Origin of the sequence: uncultured Fibrobacter sp. (assembly GCF_947166265.1) — a bacterium.
Classification (GTDB): domain Bacteria; phylum Fibrobacterota; class Fibrobacteria; order Fibrobacterales; family Fibrobacteraceae; genus Fibrobacter.
The window spans coordinates 145906-168819 of the sequence record NZ_CAMVDO010000001.1 but is presented as its reverse complement, the minus strand read 5'-3'; the positions used below and the strand labels follow the sequence as shown (position 1 = coordinate 168819).

Genomic DNA, 22914 nt, shown 5'->3' with positions numbered 1-22914 from the left:
TATGAGTAACTTCTACAACATGCCGAAACTCCCGACCGAGAATAGCCCGAAGGTGGAAATCTTCGTGGACGACAAGGCCGTGATGGTTCCTGGCGATACGAACCTGCTCGAAGCCCTGAAGGCTATCGGGATTGAAACTCCTCACGTCTGTTACCACCCGTATTTGCCGGTGTCCGGTAACTGCCGCCAGTGCCTGGTGGAGCAAGAAGGCCCGCGTGGCCGTATGCTCGTGATTGCCTGCTACACGCCGGTTATGCCGGGTATGAAAATCTACACGCCGGCCTCCAGCGCCCGTGTGAAGAATGCCCGCAAGGCAACGCAGGAATTCATGCTGGTGAACCACCCGCTCGATTGCCCGATTTGCGACAAGGCCGGTGAATGCACCCTGCAAGAGAACTACATGGAAGCGGGCCAGAACGAATCCCGCATGCGCCCCGAATACGGCAAGAACTACCACGGCAATCCGGCCCATCAGTTTATCGATGCAAAGGGTCAGCTCCGTGGCGGTAAGCACGTGGACCTCGGTCCCCGCGTTTTGCTCGACGAAGAACGCTGCGTGCAGTGCGACCGTTGCGTACGCTTTATGCGTACGATCGCCGGTTCCGAACAGCTGCAGCTTGCCGGCCGCGCCGACCATACCTACATTACGACGTTCCCGGGTGAAAAGCTCGATCACGAATACGACTTGTGCGTGACCGATGTTTGCCCCGTGGGTGCCATGACCGCGAAGTACTTCCGTTTCCAGAAGCGTGTATGGCTCTTGAGTCACACGCCGACGGTTTCGATGGATGACTCTCTCGGTGCTAACATTTGGCTGGATCATGCCGATGGTCACATCTACCGTGTGATGCCGCGTTGCAACCCCGAAGTGAACCGCAGCTGGCTCTCTAATACGAGCCGCCTCGCTTTCCAGGAATTCGACAAGAACCGTCTCCCGGCGATGGGCTTCCACGTGATTCAAGAAGCCCTTGCAGAAGCCAAGAAGAATGGGGGCAAGGTCGCCCTCGTTGCCGGTGGCTCCTGCACCATCGAAGACCTCGCTGCGCTCCGCATGCTGAAAGAAGCCTTGGGCGACTCCGCCGAACTTTTCGGCGGGACCTTCAAGAAGGTTGGTGCCCCCGATGGCATTGCCATGAGTGGCGACCCGCTTGCAAACCGCGCCGCATTCAAGCTGCTCGGTATTCCCGATGACAACCTCGACAATCTCGTTGACCGTTGCAGAAAGGATGTCGTGAAGGGTGCTCCCGAATTCAAGGTACTCCTCACGGTGAATATGGATATCTTCGGCGAAGGTGGTGCCGCTGTCGCCGCCCTCGAAAAGATTCCGACCCGAATCGCTCTCACTCCGTTCAACGATGCGACTGCACAAAAGGCAACGCTTGCCTTCGGTATCCGCCACTGGAGCGAAGTCCAGGGTACCATGGTGAACAGCCTGAACATTCTGCAAAAGTTGAATGCATGCCCGGTATGCCCCGATGAAAAGATCCGCGCCGCTTACGATGTTCTTTCGGAACTCGCCGGAAGCAAATTCGAAAGTGCGTTCGAAGCCTTCAGACATGCGGGCGAATATGCAGGCGTGCTTGCAGGACTTTCTTACGATACCATCAAGAGTACAGGCAAGTTGCTCGAAGGAGGTAACGCCTAATGGATATCATCGAATCCAAAACCTGGGTGGAATGGCTTATCACGATTGCGAAGTTCGGCTTCTGCTTCGTGCCGGTGCTCTACATCCTGTTGTTGATTCCTATGGAACGCCGTGGTGCGGGTTTCATGCAGGACCGTCAGGGCCCGAACCGCTCCTACATCAAGGTTCCGTATTTTGGTAAGGTCCGCCTGCTCGGCTATGTGCAGAACATGTGCGACGGTACCAAGTTGTTCTTCAAGGAAATGTTTGCTCCGAAGGGTGCAAAGAAGTTCCTTTACTACGTGGCGCCGGCAATCCCGTTTGCCATCGTGTTCCTTTCTCCGTGCGTGATTCCCTGGTTTGGCCCGATGGTCTTTGAATGGGGTGGCCAGGTGGTGCGCATTGCAGGTCCGATCGTGGATTCCGAAGTGGGCATTCTGCTCCTGTTCGGTTTCAGTTCGCTTTCCGCCTATGGTGCCGTGCTTGCGGGTCTTAGCTCCCGTTCCAAGTACAGCTACCTCGGTTCTTTGCGTACGACCGCGATGACGATCAGCTACGAAGTCTGCCAGGGCCTTTCGATGATGGGCCTCCTGGTGCTCGCGGGCTCCTTCAGCCTCACCGATATCGTGAGCTGGCAGGAACACCACGTGTGGGGCATTGTCGCCCAGCCGGTGGCATTCTTCTGCTTCCTCATTGCGACGATTGCCGAAACGGGCCGTGCTCCGTTCGACGTTGCCGAAGGTGAACCTGAACTCGTTGCCGGTTATCACACTGAATATGGTGCCATGCAGTTCGGCCTGTTCTACATGGGTGAATACTCCCACATCTGCATCAGCAGCCTTCTGGTGGCGACCCTCTTCCTGGGCGGCTACTCGGTCCCGTTCGTGCCGACCGAAACCATCCAGGCTCACATGGGTGGCTCGCTCGCTATCCTCTGCTGGGTGCTCGCTTTCTTCGCTCTCGCATTCCTCCATATGATTTACCGCTACTCCCGCAAGCTCCGTGCTGCGGCCCAGGTAAACAAGATGGAAATCTTGCAGGAATATAAGCTTTACAAGGGTATCGGCTGGATCGCCGCCGTGGTGCTTATCTGCGCCGGTGTTGCCTCCTGGATGCTTTACAACCCGCAGGTGACTATGGTGAACGGTGTTGCCGTGAACACCTTGGGTGCTGCCCTCGGTACGGCTCTCATCCACCTGCTGGTGCTCCTGGTGAAGAGCGTGTTCTTCTGCTGGGTGTGGATCTGGGTCCGCTGGACGCTTCCGCGCTTCCGCTACGATCACATTATGCACCTTGGCTGGAAGATTATCCTGAATATCGCGATTTTGAACCTCGTCGTGACCGCCGTGGTCGCGAAGCTCTTGGGAGGTAACTAATGGCCCGCGTTATTAGACAAAGACCCATGAACTGGGTAGAACGCCTCTACATCTTCGAGGCGATTCGCGGCCTGTGGACGACGCTCAAGCACGCCGCCCGTGGTCTTTTCCGCTACGAAACTCTGCCGACCATTTCCTATCCGGAAGGTCAGCCCGAAGTCCGTAGCACTTACCGTGCAAAGCACCGCCTGATGCTTCGCCCCGATGGCAGCCCCCGTTGCGTTGCCTGTGGCATGTGCGCTGCGGCTTGCCCTGCCCACTGCATTTATATCGAAGCGACCGCCAGTGACGATCCGCGTATCGAAAAGAAGGTGAAACGCTTCGACATTGACCATCTGACTTGCGTGTTCTGTGGCCTTTGCGTTGAAGCCTGCCCGGTCGATGCGCTCCGCATGGATACCAAGGAAATCATCTTTGAACACCGCACCCGCGACGAATTCGTGGCAAACCTCAAGACCCTCACTGCTTGGGACCCGAAGGATTACCCCGATGACGAACAGAGCCAGAAGGCTCCGGGTGGTACAAAGAATGCCCAGGCCCGCGCGGTCTGGGGAATGGAGGTAAAGTAATGCTTGCCCTGATTTATTTCATCGTTCTTGCGGTGATTGCCGTGGTGGCGGCCTTTGGCGTGCTTTTCTCGAAGCATCCGCTTTATGGTGGCCTTTCTCTGATTCTTACCATGCTCTCGCTCGCGGGTATTTATGGCCTGTTGGGAAGCCCCTTTATCGGGGTTGTCCAGGTGATGGTCTATGCCGGTGCAATCATGATGCTTCTCGTGTTCGTGATTTCGGTCTTGAACGCGGCGAAGGACAATAAGACTCCCATGTTCGACGGTGTTTCCATTTTCGTGGTCATCGGCGTGCTTGTCTTGGCCGGCCTCGTGGGCTTTGCCCTCGTGATGTCTCCGATGGGCTTCGACGTTTCCACGCTTCGCGGCTCCGTCGAGATGACTTCTTCGAACTTGTTCAATACGGCCCAGACGGGTCCCGGCTACTTCGTCCTTTTCGAAGTGCTTGGCTTGTTGCTGCTTTCTTCGATGGGGGCTGCGGTCCTCATGGCGAAAAAGCACCTGGGTTCCGAAGCTTCTGAAGAAGCTGTTTCGGAAGAAAAGGAGGATAAGTAATGGAACTCCAACCGATCTATATCCAGATTCTTGCCCTGGTTATCTTTAGCATCGGACTGATTGTGGCTCTTTCCCGCCGCAACGTGTTCTTTGTGCTGATGGGTGTTGAGCTTGCCCTGAACGCAGTGAACCTCAGTTTCGTGGGCTTTGCCAAGACGCTTCCTGCCGATTTGAGTGTCGCGGGCCAGATTGTGCCGCTGTTCTCGATCGCCGTTGCCGCTGCCGAAGCTTGCGTGGGCCTTGCACTCGTGATCCTCATTTTCCGCAACCGTGAAAGTGTCGATTCCGACAACTATTCCAATATGAAGGGGTAAGCAATGACAAATTTACCGCTTTGGATCATTCCTCTTTTCCCGCTTCTGGGAACGATTCTGCTCGGCACCATAGCCGTTGTCTCGTCGGGTAGCAAGAAGGGCCCTTCCGAAGGTTTCGTGGGGGCGCTCTCGGTGCTGTTCCCGGTGCTTTCGTTTGTGAGTGTCGTGTTGCTCGCCTTCGGCATGCCCGAAGAAGGCATCCGTCAGACGCTCTGCAACTGGATTGACATCCCGATGCTCAAGGTCGATATCGGATTCCTGTTCGACGGCCTTTCCCGCGTGATGCTCCTGTTCGTGACCGGCATCGGTTCGCTTATCGCGCTCTACTCGATTGGTTACATGCACGGTGACCGCGGCTTTGCCCGCTTCTTCGCCTACATCAACCTCTTCCTGTTCAGCATGGTGGTGCTCGTTCTTTCCGATAGCCTCTTGCTCACCTTCCTCGGTTGGGAAGGCGTGGGCCTCTGCTCCTACCTGCTTATCGGTTTCTGGAACCATGATCTCAATAACTGCAAGGCTGCAAACAAGGCCTTCATTGTGAACCGCGTGGGCGATATCGGGTTCCTGCTCGGTATGCTTTGTCTTGCAACTCTTGGCGGTTCCGCGATCCTCAACTACGATGCCCTGAACAAGTTCATCGAGATGTTGATTGCCGGTGGCCATGTGCAACTGGCGACTCCGATTATCGCGGTTGCAGGTCTTCTGTTCTTCCTGGGTTGTACTGGTAAGTCCGCCCAGATTCCGCTCCTCACCTGGCTTCCGGATGCCATGGCGGGTCCGACTCCTGTGTCTGCCCTTATCCATGCCGCAACCATGGTGACCTCGGGCGTTTACCTGCTCGCACGTCTTTCCCGTATGTTCACGGTGATTCCCGAAGTGCTGATTATCGTCTTGATCGTGGGTATGCTCACGGCTTTCTGGGCGGCTGTCGCAGGCCTTTTCCAGAACGACATCAAGAAGGTGCTTGCCTACTCGACCATTTCTCAGCTCGGTTACATGTTCATGGCTGCGGGTGCTTCGGCATTCGACGCCTCTATCTTCCACGTGTTCACTCACGCCTTCTTCAAGGCTGCCCTCTTCTTGGGTGCCGGTGCCGTGATTCATTCCCTTGCAGGGGAACAGGATATGCGCCGCATGGGTGGACTTCTCAAGAAGACTCCGGTTACGGCCTGCGTGATGATTTTTGCATTCCTTGCGATTATCGGCTTCCCGGGCTTTGCCGGTTTCTGGTCTAAGGACCTGATCCTGGAACGTCTCTATACGAACGCTCCGTGCGGCGAGTTCTTCTACGTGGTGGGCCTCCTGACCGCCGTGATTACGGCAGTCTACATGGGTCGCCTCATCATTATGACCTTCTTCGGCGAATACCGTGGCCCCAAGGAAAAGGAAGCCCATATCCACGAAGCTCCGGCCAGCATGCTTATCCCGATGGTGATTCTTGCCTTCGGTGCTGTGTTTGCCGGTTACCTGTGGGCTGACTCCATGGGCATCAAGTTCTTTGAAGCGACCCTTGCCCCGGTGGTTGGGGAGGCTCAGAACTACATGCTGGGCAAGCTCGAAATTGCGCACGTGAATCCGCTGGCGTTTGCCTGCTTCGGTACGGCCGCAGCCCTGCTCGGTATGATGATCGCATACATGGTTTATGGACTCAAGCGCCTGCCGCGCCTGCATGCCAAGTGGGGGAGCGCTCCCGAAGGCTTCAAGGCCGACTGGACGTTCTTCTTTGACTACATCCACGAAATTTTCATTGTCATCACGAAGGCTCTCGCCTTTGTTGCGGATATGTTCGTTGACAAGGTCTTGCAGGCCGCTCAATGGACGGTGGGTGCCATTGTCGAAATCGTGGGCGACGGAGTCAGCTCTTTCCAGGCGCGCAAGGTGCGTGTGCAGCTTACGCTTAGCCTGGTCGGTGTCGTCGCGTTAATCGCTGTTGTACTTTTGACTGGAGGATTGTTCTAATGCTGTTGCATTTCCTCGTCTTGGCTCCTTTTGCAGCCGCCATTTTGATGATGGCGACTTCCAAGGAAGACGCGAAGTCTTCTTCTAGGCTTGCCTTCTTGTTCGGTATTGCTTTCGTGGCGATGTCCATTGCCTTGATTGCTTCCGGAAACCAGGCTACGGAGGCCATTGAATGGTTCCGTATTCCGGGTGCGAAGGGATCCGTTTACTACTACCTGTACAGTCACGGACTGGGCGCCTGGATGGTGTTCCTTTCTACGGGCCTTTCCCTGGTGTCCCTGGTTACGGGGCGTAATACCTTTGAAAAGAACTACCGCAATTTTGCGATCGCCATCTTTGCCCTGATGGGTGCCATGAACGGTACCTTCCTCGCGGCAGATGCGGTCCTGTTTTTCTTCTTCTTTGAAGCGATGGTGTTCCCTGCCGCGGTCCTGATTGCAGGCTTTGGCGGTAAAGATCGCCGTAATGCGGCGATGACGTTTGCCATTTACACCTTGGTGGGTTCTGCTCCGATGATGGTTGCCCTGTGGTACCTTCTTACGGTTGCGGATAATTCCTTGGTGCTTTCCTTGGCGGTGGCGCTCCAGAATCTGGACCCCGCGATGCAGGCAACGCTTTTGGCTTGCTTCTTGCTCGCCTTTATGGTGAAGACCCCCGTATTCCCGTTCCACGGCTGGCAGGCGATTACCTACGCCGAAGCTCCGGCTCCGCTTTCGGCAATCCTTACGGGTGCCATGAGCAAGGCGGGCGTTTTCGGATTTATCGCCTGGATTCTCCCGATTTTCCCGCTTTCGATGGAAGTGGTCGATGCCATGATGTGGCTTGGCCTCCTTACCGCTGTTTACGGAGCCCTGATGGCGCTTCGTGCAACCGACGGTAAGAAACTCCTGGCGTATAGCTCCATGGGTCACCTGGGCCTTGCGGTGGCAGGTGTGTTCAGCTTGTCCGAATCGATGCTCCCTGCAGTGCTCGTGCTTCTGGTTGCTCACGGTATCAGCGCCGGTGCGCAGTTCTACCTGATGGGCATTGCGGAACGCTTTGCGGGTACGCGCGATATCGAACAGCTCGGTGGACTTGCTAAGCGCAATCCGGTGTTCGGTTCCTTGTTCGGCTTCTTGGCCGTGCTTTCTTTGGCGGTTCCGGGAACGGCAGGATTTGTCGGTGAATTCACGGTGCTGATGTCCCTGTGGGATATGGGGCCGCTTCCGGCTCTCGTCGTGGGCCTTTGCCTGATTCTTTCGGCGGCCTACATGCTCCGCTTTGTGCAGAAGGTTATCTTCGGTACGCCGGCTCGCCAGTACGAAGATGGCAAGCGCATGACCGCTCTCGAAGGTTCTTCGATCGGCATCATGGGAATTCTCCTTGTGGTGTTCGGTATGCATCCTGCTTTCATTACCAACGCGCTTCAGCTCTTTGACGAGTCCGCCGTGCAGGAAATGAACAAGGTGACGCACCCCTCCGATGCCGCAGCCGATGCGACGGTCGAAGCATCTGTCGATACGACAGGTGACATTGCTGTGGACGAAAATATCGCCGCCGTGGCTCAGCCCATGACCGAAGAAGACTTGCATCAGCTGGATTCCAACCTGAAGGCGAATGGTTTTACCGACGAGGAACGCGCCTCTCTGATTGCACAGCTCAAGGCGATGAGTGAAACCGATGTCGCCGACGCTCAGGAAAATGCGTCTGAATCTAACGAGGCCAAAGTAAACGAGGAGGCTTCTGAAAATGAGTAATATCGTTAATCTCTTGCCGGTCATTCTGATTGCCGCAGGAGCCCTGGTGTCCCTTGCTGCAGAACCGTTCCTTAAGGATGAAAACAAGCACAAGGTGCTCCCCTGGGTTGCAAGTTTCTTTATCGCGCTTGCTCTTGGGGCTTATTTCCTCACGACGACCGATACGTTTATGAACCTCTATGCCATGGATCCGATTCGTCGCGTGCTCGGGGCATCCATTGTGCTCTGCGCATTCCTTGGCATTGCCGGGCTCCAGTGGACGCTTGGCCATGAAAAGTTCAAGGGTGGCGAAGCTTACGGCTTGCTGATGCTTGCAACGAGTGGCGCCCTCCTGATGACCCAGGCGATCGATTTCTTGGCCCTTTACCTGGGCATGGAACTTGCCAGTTTCCCGATTTACGCCTTGGTGGGCCTTCGCCGTAAGGATGTGAACGCGGGCGAAGGTGCTTTCAAGTACTTTGTGTCGGGTTCTATTTTCAGTGCCATCTTCCTTTACGGTGTCGCCCTGATTTATGGTGCAACGGGTTCGACCAGTATCTTTGCCGCTGTGATTGCCGGCCGTGGACTGGTTTACGGCATTGGCGTTCTCCTTGCCCTGTTCGCTCTCCTGTTTAAGGCGGGTGCCGCTCCGGTGCACTTCTGGGTGGCCGACGTCTACACGGGTGCCTCTGTGGCGGTGACGGGCTTTATGGCTGCAGTCGTGAAGGTGGGGGCCTTGGCTGCTCTCGGAACTCTTTGGCTTGGCTCCCTGGTTACCCGCATCGGTTCCGCTCCGGCTTGGAACCTGGCCGAACAGGTGACGATTCATTCCGAAAACAAGAGCCTGTTCTACGTGATTATTGTGGTGTCGGTTCTTTCGATGGCAATCGGCGCTTTTGGCGGTCTCGCCCAGAAGTCGATTCGCCGCATTATGGCTTACTCTGCCGTGATGAATGCAGGCTTTATCGTGATCGGCCTGTTGCTCCCGGACTATGCGACCGAGGGCACGGTGCAGATGGGTGCCATGTATTATTTCCTGGTGACCTACGCGATTGCAAGTGCGGGCGCCCTTACGGGTATTGCCTACCTTGCCGGTAAAGATGACAAGAACGAAACCCTCGAAGACATCCAGGGTCGCGGTCGCAAGCGCCCCTACGTGGCTGTGGCGACGACGGTCTGCTTGGCAAGCCTCGCCGGTATGCCGCCTGTAGCGGGATTCCTTGCAAAGTTCACGCTCTTTACCGACGCCCTTGCGGGTGGACTTGGTATGATCGCGGGAATCGCATTTGGCCTTTCGCTCATTGCTGCGGTATTCTACCTGCGCATCGCCTTTGTGCTCTTCATGCCCTTGAAGGCTGAATGTGCATGCAAGTGCTGCTGCAAGAATACGGTGTATGCCTACTTGCTCCGCTTTGCCGTGACGCTCGCTGCAATCGCCCTGATTGTGATCGGCGTCTTCCCGAAGCTTGCACTGATTGTGTAATAGCAGACGGTAAAAAGTGACGCGAACGTGTCATCCAGGCCCTTCTACTGGCTCAGGGTAAACTCCGTCGAAGGATCTCTAGTTTCAATAGGGGAATGTCGCAAGGCATTCCTCTTTTTGTATCTGCAATGTTTGTCATATTGCTCATCCTGCCTCCGATAAATTATGGCTCTGTATGGAATATAAATTTATGGAGCGTTATTGCGCAAGCCTATGAACTGTACGGAAAGAGTTCTTGTTTGATGGGGGAGGCCTCCCCCTGACTTCTGTTTCGTCAGGCGAAAAGTGACGGAAAAGGTTGGTGAGCCTGCCGAACCATCCGCCACCCCTTCTAACGGGTGTTCATACGCCACACCCGTAACGCCCGGCTTACCCAGTCCACCCCCCCAATTTGTCACGCCTTGTTTTGCCATTGCGCAGAACGCATGACTGCATCGGCTCGACAATAGAACTCGCATGCGATTCTGCTGCTCTCGCCTCGCACGTCATTGCAAGGTCCTTTTAAGGACTGTGGCAATCTAATTCTCGCATATTTACTTATATTATCAGTATAAAGAGTTTTGTCTCTTGTTCTCACGACTGAAACCTAGACAATTTCAAACCCGAGAACAAGGCGAACGCTCACGCATGCATTGGTGCAAGCTAGTGCATCGCTATGTCCATGCCCAGATTCAGTCTGGGTCTTTGGTGCATTGTGCCCTTTATGGGGCGTGGGTCGTGCGTTTATCGGGTTAAGGCTTAGTCTAGGGCCGCAGTCGTGGTAAACGTATTGACTCACGCCTTTTTCTATTGCATTAAAAGCGTGGATTGAACGTCAGGGCAAGAGGCGTAAACAGGAGCCTTGTTTATGCCGAATGTATCAGAGATTGAATCCCAGGTTGCTGCCCTTGTCGAACGTTATCCTGAGGGCGTTGACGAATCTTTTATCTACGATTTGATTCTTGCGTACGGTCTCCCCAAGGCATCGGTTTCAAGACTCCAGAATGGAACGCTGAACCGTGCGACACGGCCCGGTGAGATTAATTGGAAGGATAAACTTCTTTATAAGTCGTTCTTTAAGGGTGAGTTGAATATCGGGGTTGCTCTTGCTACGGCGAAAGCAATCAAGTATAATGAAAGGTTCGTCATACTTACCGATGGCGATTTACTGCTTTGTGTTGATACAAAGAATGGCGATACATTGGAAACGCCTTACAAGGATTTACCCAAACATTATGCGTTCTTCCTACCGTGGGCTGGCATCGAAAAGGCGGAATACATCGATGAAAACCCTGCCGATGTTCGTGCAGCCCGCAAGATGGCGAAACTTTTTGATGAAATCAGGAAAGATAACGAGAATACATCAATTACTCCCCACGATTTGAACTTGTTCCTCTCCAGGTTACTTTTCTGTTTTTTCGCCGAAGATACAGGAATTTTTACGGACAATCTGTTTGTAAATACTCTTTCGAAATCAACCCACGACGATGGTTCGGACTTAGATGAGTTTCTGAGTCGTCTCTTTGTTGTGCTTGATACTCCGGCTGACAAACGAAATGGTTTGCCTGATTATTTGGAAAAGTTCCCTTATGTGAATGGCGGCCTTTTCCGCACACGCATTGAGATTCCGAAGTTTTCTGCCCATAGCCGCAACAAAATTATTGAATGTGGTGAATTGGATTGGAAGGATATCAATCCAGATATCTTTGGCTCTATGTTCCAAACGGTTATCGACGAGGAGCAGCGGAGTAACTTGGGGCAGCATTATACCAGCGTTCCCAATATCATGAAGGTGATAGAGCCGTTGTTCTTGAATGAGTTGCGGGAAGAATTTGAAATTGCGGGATCTAATGTTTCGAGACTGAAAAAATTGCTGATGCGTATACGTGGTATTCGCGTTTTCGACCCTGCTTGCGGTTCGGGAAATTTTTTGATTATTGCTTACAAAGAATTGCGTAAGCTGGAGATGGAAATTCTTTTAAAACTAGGCGAATTAGGCCTTACAGGAATTCATCTTGATCATTTTTATGGAATTGAAATAGACGATTTTGCTTGTGAAACGGCAAAACTCTCTCTATGGTTAACCGAGCACCAGATGAATGTTGAATTCATTAATAAGACTGGTGTACTCTGCCCGACGCTACCCTTGAAAGAAGCGGGGCATATTGTCAAAGGAAATGCGTGCCGATTGGATTGGGAAGATGTTTGCCCTAAAAATGAAGGCGATGAAATCTTTGTGCTGGGAAATCCTCCATATTTGGGAGGAAACTTACTTGATGAAAAACAGAAAGAAGATAGAGAAATTGCTGTAGGCGATGTTAAAGGATTTAAAAATTTAGATTATATTACTTGCTGGTTTTATAAAGGAACGAATTATATTCGCTCAAAGAATAATGCCAAATTCGCTTTTGTTAGCACAAATTCAATATGTCAGGGGGAACAAGTTGCCATTTTATGGCCGAACATATTCGCACTTGGTCTAGAAATTTTCTTTTCTTATGATTCTTTCAAATGGTCTAACAATGCACAACATAACGCGGGTGTTGCTGTGACCGTTATTGGATTGAGAAATAAGAGCAATGCGCCCAAATACCATTATCATGAATCAAGAAAACAATTGGTAAAAAATCAAAATGCCTATCTGTTAGATTATGATGATATAATAATCAAAAAACGGAATAAGAATCTGACATGTTTCTTTCCTCAAATGTGTTATGGGTCAAAGGCTGTTGACAATAAAGGTCTTTTGGCTCTTTCGGAAAATGATAAAAAAGACCTTGTTGTGAGGTATCCAGAATTATGTCAATGTATAAAACGATATATTGGAGCGGAAGAGTTTATTAATGGGGTAAATCGATATTGTTTTTGGATTGAAGATGGCCAATATGAAATTTTAAAAGATAATCCTGAAATAAAAAATCGCATTGAAAAATGCAGGGAATTTCGTTTAAAAAGCCCCAAAAAAGCTACGCAAAAATTAGCTGATACTCCATATAAATTTGGTGAAATTCGATATAAAAATGCTGATTCTATTATTCTACCTGAAACGTCTTCAGAAAAGCGAATTTATATACCGACGGATATTTTTTCTTCGGGGGTTGTTATTTCAAATGCTGCATTCGCAATCTATGATGCTGAATCCTGGATTTTTAGTGTCATAAACTCGAAAATGCATAATGTTTGGGCGCGAAGTGTCGGAGGAACGTTGGAAGAACGTATTCGTTATTCCGTTCAACTTGTTTATAATACATTCCCTTTCCCTCACATCAATGAAGACCAAAAGAATGTCCTTAAACGAAAAGCTTTTGACATTATAGCTGCTCGAGAGAATCATCCAGGAAAGACGCTCGCTGACTTATACGATCCCGAGTCAATGCCCGAAGATTTGAAGGCTGCACACGAGGCAAACGATCTTGCCATTGAAAAATTGTATCGTGCAAAACCATTTTCGAGTGACGAGGAACGTCTTGAATTCCTGTTCAAACTTTATGAACAGATGATTAAGGAAGAACGGGACAAGGAAACATTTTTTGAAGCCCAGAAAAAGTCGGGTATGCGGACAAAAAAGGTTTAATCGGAGGCTAAATTATGCCAGATATTGTTCATTTTGAATATGCTCAGACAGGTAATTCCTCTAGAACGGATTCTATGGGGATGCGTGAAATGCAGGCGAGGGCCTATGCGGCTCGTGCAGAGCAATATTTGTTGCTTAAGTCGCCTCCGGCATCTGGTAAATCCCGCGCCCTTATGTTTATTGCTCTTGATAAATTGTATCATCAGGGGCTTAAGAAGGTAATCGTTGCTGTGCCGGAACGTTCCATCGGATCGTCTTTTGCTCCTACGGAACTACGTAAAAACGGATTCTTTGCTGATTGGACCCCGTCTGATGAATATAATTTGTGCACGGCAGGGAGCGATTCTAGCACAGGAAAAGTCGATGCCTTCAAAAATTTTATGAAGAATGGTAACGAAAAAATCCTTATTTGCACCCATGCGACGCTACGTTTTGCGACGGAGGGCTTTCCAGAAAAGGATTTTGACGACTGCCTGCTTGCTATAGATGAATTTCATCATGTTTCTGCCGATGAATCTAGTCGCTTGGGCGAGATGCTCCGAGCAATAATGGCGAAATCTAGTGTGCATATTGTCGCCATGACGGGTTCGTATTTCCGTGGCGATTCCGTGCCTGTGCTTACCGCAGAAGATGAGGCTAAATTTACCAAGATAACCTACAATTATTATGAGCAATTAAACGGTTATAAGTATCTGAAATCGCTTGGCATAGGGTACAATTTCTATCAAGGAAAATATACAAGCGCCATAACTGAGGTTCTCAATACTGACAAGAAGACGATTCTCCATATCCCGAATGTGAATTCTGGCGAATCAACGAAGGACAAGCGTTCCGAGGTCGATTTTATCCTGGATAGCATAGGAACTGTTGATAAACAGGATTCTGCAACAGGTGTTATTTACGTTCGCCGCAAAAAAGATGGTAAAATCTTGAAGGTTGCTGACTTGGTTGACGATGAACCGCGTAACCGCAATAAGATTGTTGATTATCTGCGAAAAATTGAGAAACCGGACGATATGGACTTGATTATCGCTTTGGGTATGGCAAAGGAAGGTTTCGATTGGCCTTATTGCGAACATGCCCTTACCGTAGGTTATCGAGGTTCTCTAACCGAAATCATCCAAATTATCGGGCGTTGTACCCGTGATAGTGAAAACAAGACTCACGCACAATTCACAAATTTGATCGCGCAGCCCGAAGCGAAGGATGATGAAGTTGTTGTCGCAGTAAATAATATGCTCAAGGCGATAACGGCTTCACTCTTGATGGAACAGGTTCTTGCGCCGCAATGGGATTTTAAGACTAAAGTTTCTGACGATGACGAGGATGAACCGGGGACTATCAAGATAAGAGGCTTCAAGGAACCTACTTCCAAGCGTGTTAAGGCGATTGTAGAGACTGACCTTGATGATTTGAAGGCGACCATATTGCAGGATAAGACAATGCAAACAGCAATGCCGGGGGCGTGTGACCCTGAAGTAATCAATAAGGTCATTATCCCCAAAATCATCCGTGCCAAGTATCCTGACTTGAATGATGAAGAAGTTGAAGAACTTCGCGAACAGGTTGTTGTTGATTCCGTAATTCGCAAGTCGACCATCGAAACGGTAAAGGGGGAAGATGGTGTGGATCGTCGCTTTATTCGAATGGCAAATAAGTTCGTGAATATCGATGACCTTCACATAGACCTTATTGATTCTATAAATCCGTTCCAGGCTGCTTTTGAAGTTCTTTCCAAGTCGGTGACACCTGCCGTGCTGAAAATGATTCGTGAGACGATTGAATCAACCCGTATTGAAATGACCGACGAAGAAGCTCTTATTCTATGGCCGAAAGTTCAAGCTTTTGTCAAGCAGAACGGAAAAGAACCGAACATTGATTCCATGGATTTTAATGAAAGCCGTTTGGCTCAATGCCTGATCTATTTGCGGAAGAAGAAGAGAGAACGAGATGGCCAGTGATATTCTAGATTCTATTTTTGCAAATGATCCTGATGGGCTTTTGAATGTAAAGCCTAAGAGTGCGGCTCCGACGGATTATGACCGCCTTTTGCAGGAGTTGTATGAAATAAACGCGTTCTATGAGTCTCACGGCAAGGAACCATCTTCGGATAGTGGTGATATTGGTGAGTATCGCTTAGCTAAACGTCTAGAGACATTTAGAAACGGAGCGGTGAAGGACAATCAAGCCATATATAATGCTGATATTCATGGCTTGGTGTCAAAACGTTCGGGCGAGTTAAATAAAGAAACTGTTCCTGCGAGTATTGATGATATTCTGGCTGGTGATGACTTAGGGCTGCTAGGGGGAGATTCGTCTATATTTGCTTTGCGCCCTGCGGTAAAGAAAGCGATTGGCCGAGATGAGGCTGATTTTGTTGCTCAAAGAACGCCGTGCAAGGATTTTGCAAAATACGAATCTAATTTTATACGTGTTCAGCAGGATTTGAAGGCGGGCAAAAGAAAACTTATCGGCTCTAAACTTTCTGATTTGAAAGCAGGCGGATATTACGTTTATAACGGTTTGTTGTTCTTTGTCGAAAGTATTGAAATTTCGCAATATGACGGTGTGACGCCTGAGGGCAAACATATTTACAAGAATGGACGAACCCGCTGTATTTTTGAAAATGGAACTGAAGCGGCACTTCTCAAACGATCAGTTGAAAAACTGCTCTACTTGAATGGAAAAACGGTAACGGAAAGCAGCGAAGATGTAGCCAATGAAGTCGAAAACATGCTTGGTGGAATAAACGAGAATGACCAGGCTTGTGGTTTTATTTATGTCTGTAAATCACTGAGTCGTGACCCGAATATTTCTAGCATCGAAAATTTGTATAAAATTGGATTCTGCACGACATCTGTTCAGGAGCGCATTAAGAATGCTGAAATGGAGCCAACATATTTGATGGCCCCCGTTAAGCATGTTACGAGTTGGAAATGCTTCAACATGAATCCTCAAAAATTTGAACAGTTGATTCATAATTTCTTTGGAACCTGCTGTTTGAATGTGGATGTGTTTGATGAAAAAGGTCGTCGCCATGTCCCGAAGGAATGGTTTGTTGTCCCGCTCCCAGTTATAGAACGAGCTGTTGAAATGATAATCACGGGGCAGATCGTCAAATACCGCTACGATGCCAAAATACAGCAGATAGTGGAACGGTAAGTTTTCTTCACCGATTTCCAAAAGACGTTGTACGTAGTGTAATTTAGAAGTGAACCAATTTTGCAAGTGCCACTTGCAAAATTTTATGAAAATAATTTGCCCTAACCTCTTGACAATCATTTCTTCTTGATTTATATTTGCTAGTGCTCAAATGTGTATTTACCTATTTTGAGCTATTGACCGTTAAGCTCCGCCTTTTTATGCTTGTAGGCGGAAGGAGTGAAAAATGAAAGAAAGTAAGTCCTTTAAGGACTGTATCGTGAAACCGGGCGAAATGAGCCCGTACGCAAATCTGCTTGTTGATTTGGCGTTCAAGAAGGCCTTTGACCCAGACAAGCCTACCAGTCGGCAAAATCTCATAAATTTGCTGAATGACTTACTTGAACCGCAACTCAAGTTGCCCATCAAAAACGTATGGACCCGTAATGTGGCGAAAAACCTGAGTGGAAGTAAGGCGTCTCGTACGGCGATTTTTGATTTGCATTGTAAGGACGATGCGGGTGATTTGATTGAAATTGAAGTGCAGATTCGCGAAGTGGATAACTTCATGAAGCGTCTTGCGTTCTATGCGAGCGAGATGGTGGCAAATCAGGCCGAACCCGGTCAGGATTGGGATTACGATATTCAGCCGACTTACGTGATTGCGCTGACGCGTTTCTCGGTTTTCCCCGATGAACGTGCTGTCCATCGGGGGACGGTAATTGATTTGGAAAGCGGGGAACAGCTTGTAGACACCTACAACTTTACCGCTATTGAACTTTCAAAGGTTCCTTTCTTTATTGAAAAGACGTCTAGCGACCTGAGCAAGTGGCTGTTTTTCTTTCGCTATTTGAATCGTCTCAAGGAACTTCCTGCGGAGTTGAACGAAGAAAAATTCAAGGACTTGACAGAAAGCGCAAAAGTGTCTAAGTTTTCCAAGAGAGAGTTCGAGGTTTATCGGGATATGTATCACAAAATCTGGGATCATAACGCCATGAGGCGCGGCATCTTCAAGGAATTCGCGGAAGATATCAATGCGAAGATTGAAGATCGTACTCGTGAAATTGCGAAAAATCTGATAAAACTCGGTGATTCTGACGAGAAAATTGTCGCGGCCACGGGGCTTTCTTTGGAAGACGTCGTTGTTCTTCGTAGCCAACTCGAAATGTAAAGATGATGCCCGCAATTATGACTGCTGATGAAATCCTGCAGTTCAAGATTTAATGTTTTCTACACAAATGTTCACTAAAAATTAGACGGCTTTGCCGTCTTTTTCTATATTGGGGGCATGACCAAATCTATCGAAATCCGCGATGCGCACGAGCATAACCTTCGCCATGTGAACCTTTCCATTCCCCGCGATTCTATCGTGGTGGTGACCGGTGTTTCCGGTTCGGGCAAGTCGAGCCTTGCGTTCGATACGGTGTTCCAGGAAGGCCAGCGCCGCTTTGTGGAGTCGCTTTCGGCGTATGCGCGCCAGTTCATCGGCCGTATGAAACACCCCGAGGTGGAGAGCGTACGCGGTATCTCGCCGACGATTTCGATCGATCAGAAAACGGTGAACCGTAACCCGCGTTCCACAGTGGGTACGGTGGTAGAAATTTTGGACCATTACCGCTTGCTTTTTGCGCGCTTGGGCGTGCCGCATTGCCCCGATTGTGGGCGCGTGATCCAGGCGCAGACGGTGGACCAGATTGTCGATAATTTGTATGTGAGCGACGAGGGGAAGCAGATTACGGTGATGGCGCCGATTGTGCAGGAACGCAAGGGTGAATACCGCAAGGAACTCGCCGAACTCAAGGAAAACGGATTTGTGCGTGCCCGTGTAGACGGGACGATTTACCGCCTGGAAGATGTTCCCGCGCTCGTGCGTTACGAGAAGCATACGATTGAAGCTGTGATTGACCGCCTGACGCTTGAACGCAAGAATATGAGCCGTCTGCGCGAGGCTCTGGAAGGTGCGCTGAAGCTGACCGACGGAAAACTGGTGAGCTTTTTATTGTCGGCGGGCGGTTCCGCAGGTGCGGGGGAGGCGTCGCAGACTGGTGCGAAGGAAGAATATCGCCTGCAGGGGACGTTGCTCGCTTGTCCCAAGTGCGGCATTTCTATTCCAGAATTAGAACCGCGTTTCTTCAGCTTTAACGACCCGAAGGGTCGCTGCCCCGCTTGTAAGGGCATGGGCGAAAGCTACAAGTTTGATCTGGATTTGATTATCCCGGACAAGACGAAGTCCATCAAGGATGGCTGCATCGCGACCATTAAGAAGGATGACGGTACGCTGATTTTCAGCGACTTCGGCCGCCGCAACTTGCGTAACATCGCTAACGAGATGCATTTTTCGCTCGATACGCCGTGGAACAAACTCAAGAAAGCGCAACAGGATGCGGTGTTGTACGGCACGCCTAGCGAATCGGAACGCGGTATCATCCCGATTATGCAGGAATTGTGGGACATGTGGCACATTTTCCACTTCCGCAAGTATATGCAGATTGGCGTTTGCCCTGAATGTCACGGCACGCGAATCAACCGCACGGCGAATGCGGTCACTTTCCATGGTGTGAATCTGACCGAGATGACGGAATGGTCCGTTGAAAAGTCGGTGGATTTTTTCAATAAGGTTGACTTGTCCGAAAAGGAAAAGCGAATCGGCAAGGAAATCCTGAAAGAGATTCGTGGGCGTTTGAGTTTCTTGAATGCAGTGGGGCTGGGGTACCTGACTATCAACCGCAAGGCGTCCACGCTTTCGGGCGGTGAGGCGCAGCGAATTAGGCTTGCAAGCGCTGTGGGTGCCGGCCTGCAGGGCGTACTTTACGTACTTGACGAGCCGAGCATCGGGCTCCACCCCCGCGATAACGATAAACTGCTCGGGATGCTGGAACATTTGCGTGCGCAGGGCAACTCCCTGATTATCGTGGAACACGACGAAGATACCATGCGCCATGCGGACTGCGTGATTGACGTGGGGCCGGGTGCCGGCGTGGAAGGCGGTCGCGTGATTGCGGCAGGAACTGTCGAGGAACTCGAGAAGAATAAGGCTTCGCTGACGGGCGCTTATTTGAGCGGACGCAAGGCAATTGAAATTCCTGCGACCCGCAAGAAGATTGATAAGGATACTCCGAAATTAAAGATTTGCGGTGCCGCCGAAAACAACCTCAAGAATATCGATGTCGAAATTCCGCTTGATGGTGCGCTGACGGTAGTGACGGGCGTTTCGGGCTCCGGCAAGAGTACGCTCATCAATCAGATTCTTCGTCGCGAATTGGCCCGAGTATTCTATAATGCCGAAGAACCTGTCGGAAAATTCGACCACCTTGAAGGTCTCGAGAATATCGACAAGGTGATTGAAATCGATCAGACGCCGATTGGCCGCACACCGCGAAGCAATCCTGCGACTTACACCAAGATTTGGGACGATGTGCGCGACCTTTTCGCGAGCATGGAAGAAAGCAAGATTCGCGGTTACAGCAAGAGCCGTTTCAGCTTTAACGTGAAGGGTGGCCGCTGCGATGCCTGCGAAGGCGCGGGCGTGAAAATCGTCGATATGCATATTCTTCCGAGTGTGCAGGTGACTTGCGATGTGTGCGGCGGCAAGCGCTTTAACGATGCTACGCGCGAAGTCTATTATAAGGGCAAGAACGTTTCTGAAATTCTCGACTTGAGCATCGCCGATGCGGCGGAGTTCTTCAAGGACATTCCGAAGATTGCGCAACCACTGAACCTGCTGGTGGAAGTGGGGCTTGGCTATTTGACTTTGGGCCAGCCTTCAACGACGCTTAGCGGCGGTGAAGCGCAGCGTATCAAGATTGCGTCGGAACTGCGCCGCCCAGGAACAGGCAAGACGCTTTATCTGCTTGACGAACCAACGACGGGCTTGCATTTTGAAGACATCCGCAAGCTTATGGATTGCCTGAATCGCTTGCGTAGCCTCGGCAATAGCGTCGTGATTATCGAACACAATCTGGATGTGATCAAGTGTGCCGACTGGATTATCGACTTGGGCCCGAATGCGGGTATCCACGGCGGTAAAATCATTGCGACGGGAACGCCGGAGCAGATTGCCAAATGCAAGAAGTCCGAGACGGGTAAGTACCTTGCGCCGGTGTTAGCGAAAAAGCATGGCGAAAACCATCATTTTGACCGTACGCTCAAGGGCGGCGAAGACTTGTCGCTCGACATTGAGGTGCATGGTGCTCGTAAGCATAACCTCAAGAACATCGATGTCACGATTCCGCGGCACAAGCTCACGGTGGTGACAGGCGTTTCGGGCTCCGGAAAATCGAGCCTCGCTTTCCATACACTCTTTAGCGAAGGCCAGCGCCGTTTTGTCGAAACGTTAAGTACGTACGCCCGCCGATTCCTCGGACGCCCCGATCACGGAAGCATCGATTCCATTTCGGGCCTCGCTCCGGCCATCGCCATTGACCAGAAGAGTGCGAGCAAGAGTCCGCGCAGTACGGTCGCGACCCTCACCGAAATTTATGACTACTTCCGCATTTTCTGGGCGAGGGTCGGGACCCCGCATTGCCTGAAATGCGGGAAGCCTGTGTCTTCGTACAGCGCGGGCGACCTGATGCAATACGCTTTCGACCGCGACTTGAATAAAATGGTCACGGTGCTTGCCCCGTTCGAAATCAAGGACGTGCTGAAGCTTTCCAAGATTCTCACGGAAAAAGGCTATCGCAAGGTTTACCTCGGCGACAAGCTCGTGGAACTCCCGCTGCCGAAAATTCCGACCCGCGAAAAGCAGCTGTTCGCTGTGGTCGATACGGTTGTGGTGAAAGAAGACAATCGCGCCCGCTTGGTAGAAGCGTTTGAACGCGGCTACCGCGACGGTAACGGAATCTTGTATGTGGAAGACGAAAGCGGAAATCGTTTGGCCTGCTCCGAAAAGCCGGGCTGCCCGGAATGCGGCTGGTACATGGATTCGGCGCTCAATCCGAAACACTTCAGCTTTAACACGCACTGGGGCGCTTGCGAAACTTGCCTTGGCCTCGGTCATTTTAAAGATGGCGAAGTTTGCCCCGATTGCCATGGTGAACGCTTGAAACCGGAATATCTGGCGGTTCGTATCGGCGACAAGAATATCATGGATGTGAACCACATGAGCATCGCCCAGGCGCTCGAATGGTTCAGCAACGAAAACTTTAAGCGAGACAATTTCGGGAAAGACAAAAATCCCGACGGCAAGATGACGGTCGCCGAACCTTTGCTCCGCGAGATTGTAGGACGCCTGAACTTCCTCAAGGGGGTAGGCCTCGGCTATATCGGCCTCGACCGCGCGGGCGACACGCTCAGCGGCGGTGAATCCCAGCGTATTCGCCTGGCAAGCCAGATCGGTAGCGGCCTTGAAGGTGTACTCTACGTGCTTGATGAACCCACGGTGGGACTCCACGAAAGCGATACCGCCATGTTGCTCAATACGCTTTACCGTCTGCGCGACCTCGGCAATACGCTCGTGGTCGTGGAACATGACATGAAAATGATGCAGGCGGCGGACCATATTATCGATATGGGCCCCGCGGCGGGTGAGTTCGGCGGTGAAGTCGTCGCCGAAGGTTCTCCCGAACAGCTCTCCAAGCCATACGCCTTGCAACAGTTCCCGCGCAGCGAAACGGTCAAGTACCTGACGCATACTATCCCGATGGCGAATGAGATTGCGGCAAAGCCCATCACCGATTCCACAGAATTCTACGAATTTGAAAAGCTGAATCATAATAACCTTAAGAATTTGTCTGTAAAGTTCCCGAAGGGCGCCATCAGTGTAGTCTGCGGCGTTTCCGGCTCGGGTAAGAGCTCCATGGTCATGGACGAAATTTACCCGCGCCTCAAAAAGAAATTCCAGGCTCGCGGACGCAAGAAACAGAACGGCGAAGTTCTTTTGGTTGACCAAAGTCCGATTTCGGGAACTCCTCGCAGCACGCCCGCGAGTTTCACGGGCGTGTTTGACGACATCCGCAAGCTGTTCGCCAAACTGCCGCAAGCCAAGTTGAAAGGCTTCGACTATGGGCGCTTCAGTTACAACTTAGCCCGCGGCCGCTGCGAGGCCTGTGAAGGTCGTGGCGCTATCTCGGTGGAAATGCACTTCCTTTCGGACGTGTGGGAAGTCTGCGATGTCTGCGGCGGCAAACGCTACAATCAGGAAACCCTCACCGTCACCTTCAAGGGCAAGAATATTGCCGATGTACTTGACATGCGCGTCGCCGAAGCCTGCGAATTCTTCAAGGACCAGCCGAAAATTTTGCCGAAGCTCGAATGTCTGCGCGATGTGGGCCTCCCGTATGTGAAACTCGGCCAGTCCGTGACGACCCTCAGCGGCGGTGAATCCCAGCGCCTGAAATTGGCTGCGGAACTTGCCCGCAAGCCAGCTCAGGAAATGGTCTACCTGCTCGACGAACCGACAACGGGCCTCCACCTCAAGGATATCCAGATTCTCTGGAATATGCTCCGCAAGCTGTCTGCCCGTGGCGATACCGTCATTGTCATCGAACACCACCCCGATATCATCCGACTTTCGGACTGGAAGGTGGAATTGGGCCCTGTCGGGGGCTCCGAAGGCGGTTATTTGCTCAAAATGGGCCCAAATGACTAAATCCGTTTAGCAAAAATGTTATCTTTATGTGAGAAAA

General features: G+C 51.0%; 13 protein-coding genes. All 13 read left to right on the top strand.

What is annotated here, in order from left to right; genetic code table 11:
- Nucleotide 1: 1 nt before the first annotated feature.
- A complete protein-coding gene (locus tag Q0W37_RS00655; protein WP_297697793.1) occupies nucleotides 2–1645 on the top strand; it encodes a 2Fe-2S iron-sulfur cluster-binding protein in 1644 nt (547 codons plus the stop codon).
- A complete protein-coding gene (locus tag Q0W37_RS00650; RefSeq protein ID WP_297697791.1) occupies nucleotides 1645–3000 on the top strand; it encodes a complex I subunit 1 family protein in 1356 nt (451 codons plus the stop codon). Before Q0W37_RS00655 ends, Q0W37_RS00650 begins: the two co-directional genes overlap by 1 nt.
- Nucleotides 3000–3569: an NADH-quinone oxidoreductase subunit I gene (locus tag Q0W37_RS00645; protein WP_297697789.1), complete on the top strand. Its 570-nt coding sequence runs from the start codon at nucleotides 3000–3002 to the stop codon at nucleotides 3567–3569. Before Q0W37_RS00650 ends, Q0W37_RS00645 begins: the two co-directional genes overlap by 1 nt.
- Nucleotides 3569–4123 (top strand): NADH-quinone oxidoreductase subunit J, encoded by a 555-nt coding sequence (locus Q0W37_RS00640; protein ID WP_297697787.1) that lies wholly within the window; start codon nucleotides 3569–3571, stop codon nucleotides 4121–4123. Before Q0W37_RS00645 ends, Q0W37_RS00640 begins: the two co-directional genes overlap by 1 nt.
- Nucleotides 4123–4437: an NADH-quinone oxidoreductase subunit NuoK gene (gene nuoK, locus Q0W37_RS00635; protein WP_297697785.1), complete on the top strand. Its 315-nt coding sequence runs from the start codon at nucleotides 4123–4125 to the stop codon at nucleotides 4435–4437. Before Q0W37_RS00640 ends, nuoK begins: the two co-directional genes overlap by 1 nt.
- 3 nt (nucleotides 4438–4440) lie before the next feature.
- Nucleotides 4441–6396, top strand: a complete 1956-nt coding sequence (nuoL, locus tag Q0W37_RS00630) for an NADH-quinone oxidoreductase subunit L (RefSeq protein ID WP_297697783.1) — start codon at nucleotides 4441–4443, stop codon at nucleotides 6394–6396.
- On the top strand, nucleotides 6396–8132 hold the full coding sequence (locus Q0W37_RS00625; RefSeq protein WP_297697781.1) for a NuoM family protein: 1737 nt from the start codon (nucleotides 6396–6398) through the stop codon (nucleotides 8130–8132). Before nuoL ends, Q0W37_RS00625 begins: the two co-directional genes overlap by 1 nt.
- Nucleotides 8125–9594, top strand: a complete 1470-nt coding sequence (locus tag Q0W37_RS00620) for an NADH-quinone oxidoreductase subunit N (protein ID WP_297697779.1) — start codon at nucleotides 8125–8127, stop codon at nucleotides 9592–9594. The genes Q0W37_RS00625 and Q0W37_RS00620 overlap by 8 nt, the downstream gene beginning before the upstream one ends.
- An 847-nt stretch (nucleotides 9595–10441) precedes the next feature.
- Complete coding sequence (locus Q0W37_RS00615) at nucleotides 10442–13147, top strand: DNA methyltransferase (protein WP_297697777.1); 2706 nt, start codon at nucleotides 10442–10444, stop codon at nucleotides 13145–13147.
- 14 nt (nucleotides 13148–13161) lie between these two features.
- Nucleotides 13162–15108, top strand: coding sequence for a DEAD/DEAH box helicase (locus tag Q0W37_RS00610; RefSeq protein WP_297697775.1), 1947 nt, complete (start codon nucleotides 13162–13164; stop codon nucleotides 15106–15108).
- Entirely contained in the window at nucleotides 15098–16309 is a 1212-nt protein-coding gene (locus Q0W37_RS00605; protein WP_297697773.1) for a GIY-YIG nuclease family protein, read from the top strand. The genes Q0W37_RS00610 and Q0W37_RS00605 overlap by 11 nt, the downstream gene beginning before the upstream one ends.
- A 226-nt stretch (nucleotides 16310–16535) precedes the next feature.
- Nucleotides 16536–17459 carry an Rpn family recombination-promoting nuclease/putative transposase gene (locus Q0W37_RS00600; RefSeq protein WP_297697770.1) on the top strand — a complete coding sequence of 308 codons (924 nt, stop codon included), beginning with the start codon at nucleotides 16536–16538 and terminating at the stop codon, nucleotides 17457–17459.
- Nucleotides 17460–17576: 117 nt separating this feature from the next.
- A complete protein-coding gene (gene uvrA, locus Q0W37_RS00595; RefSeq protein ID WP_297697768.1) occupies nucleotides 17577–22877 on the top strand; it encodes an excinuclease ABC subunit UvrA in 5301 nt (1766 codons plus the stop codon).
- Nucleotides 22878–22914: the final 37 nt, after the last annotated feature.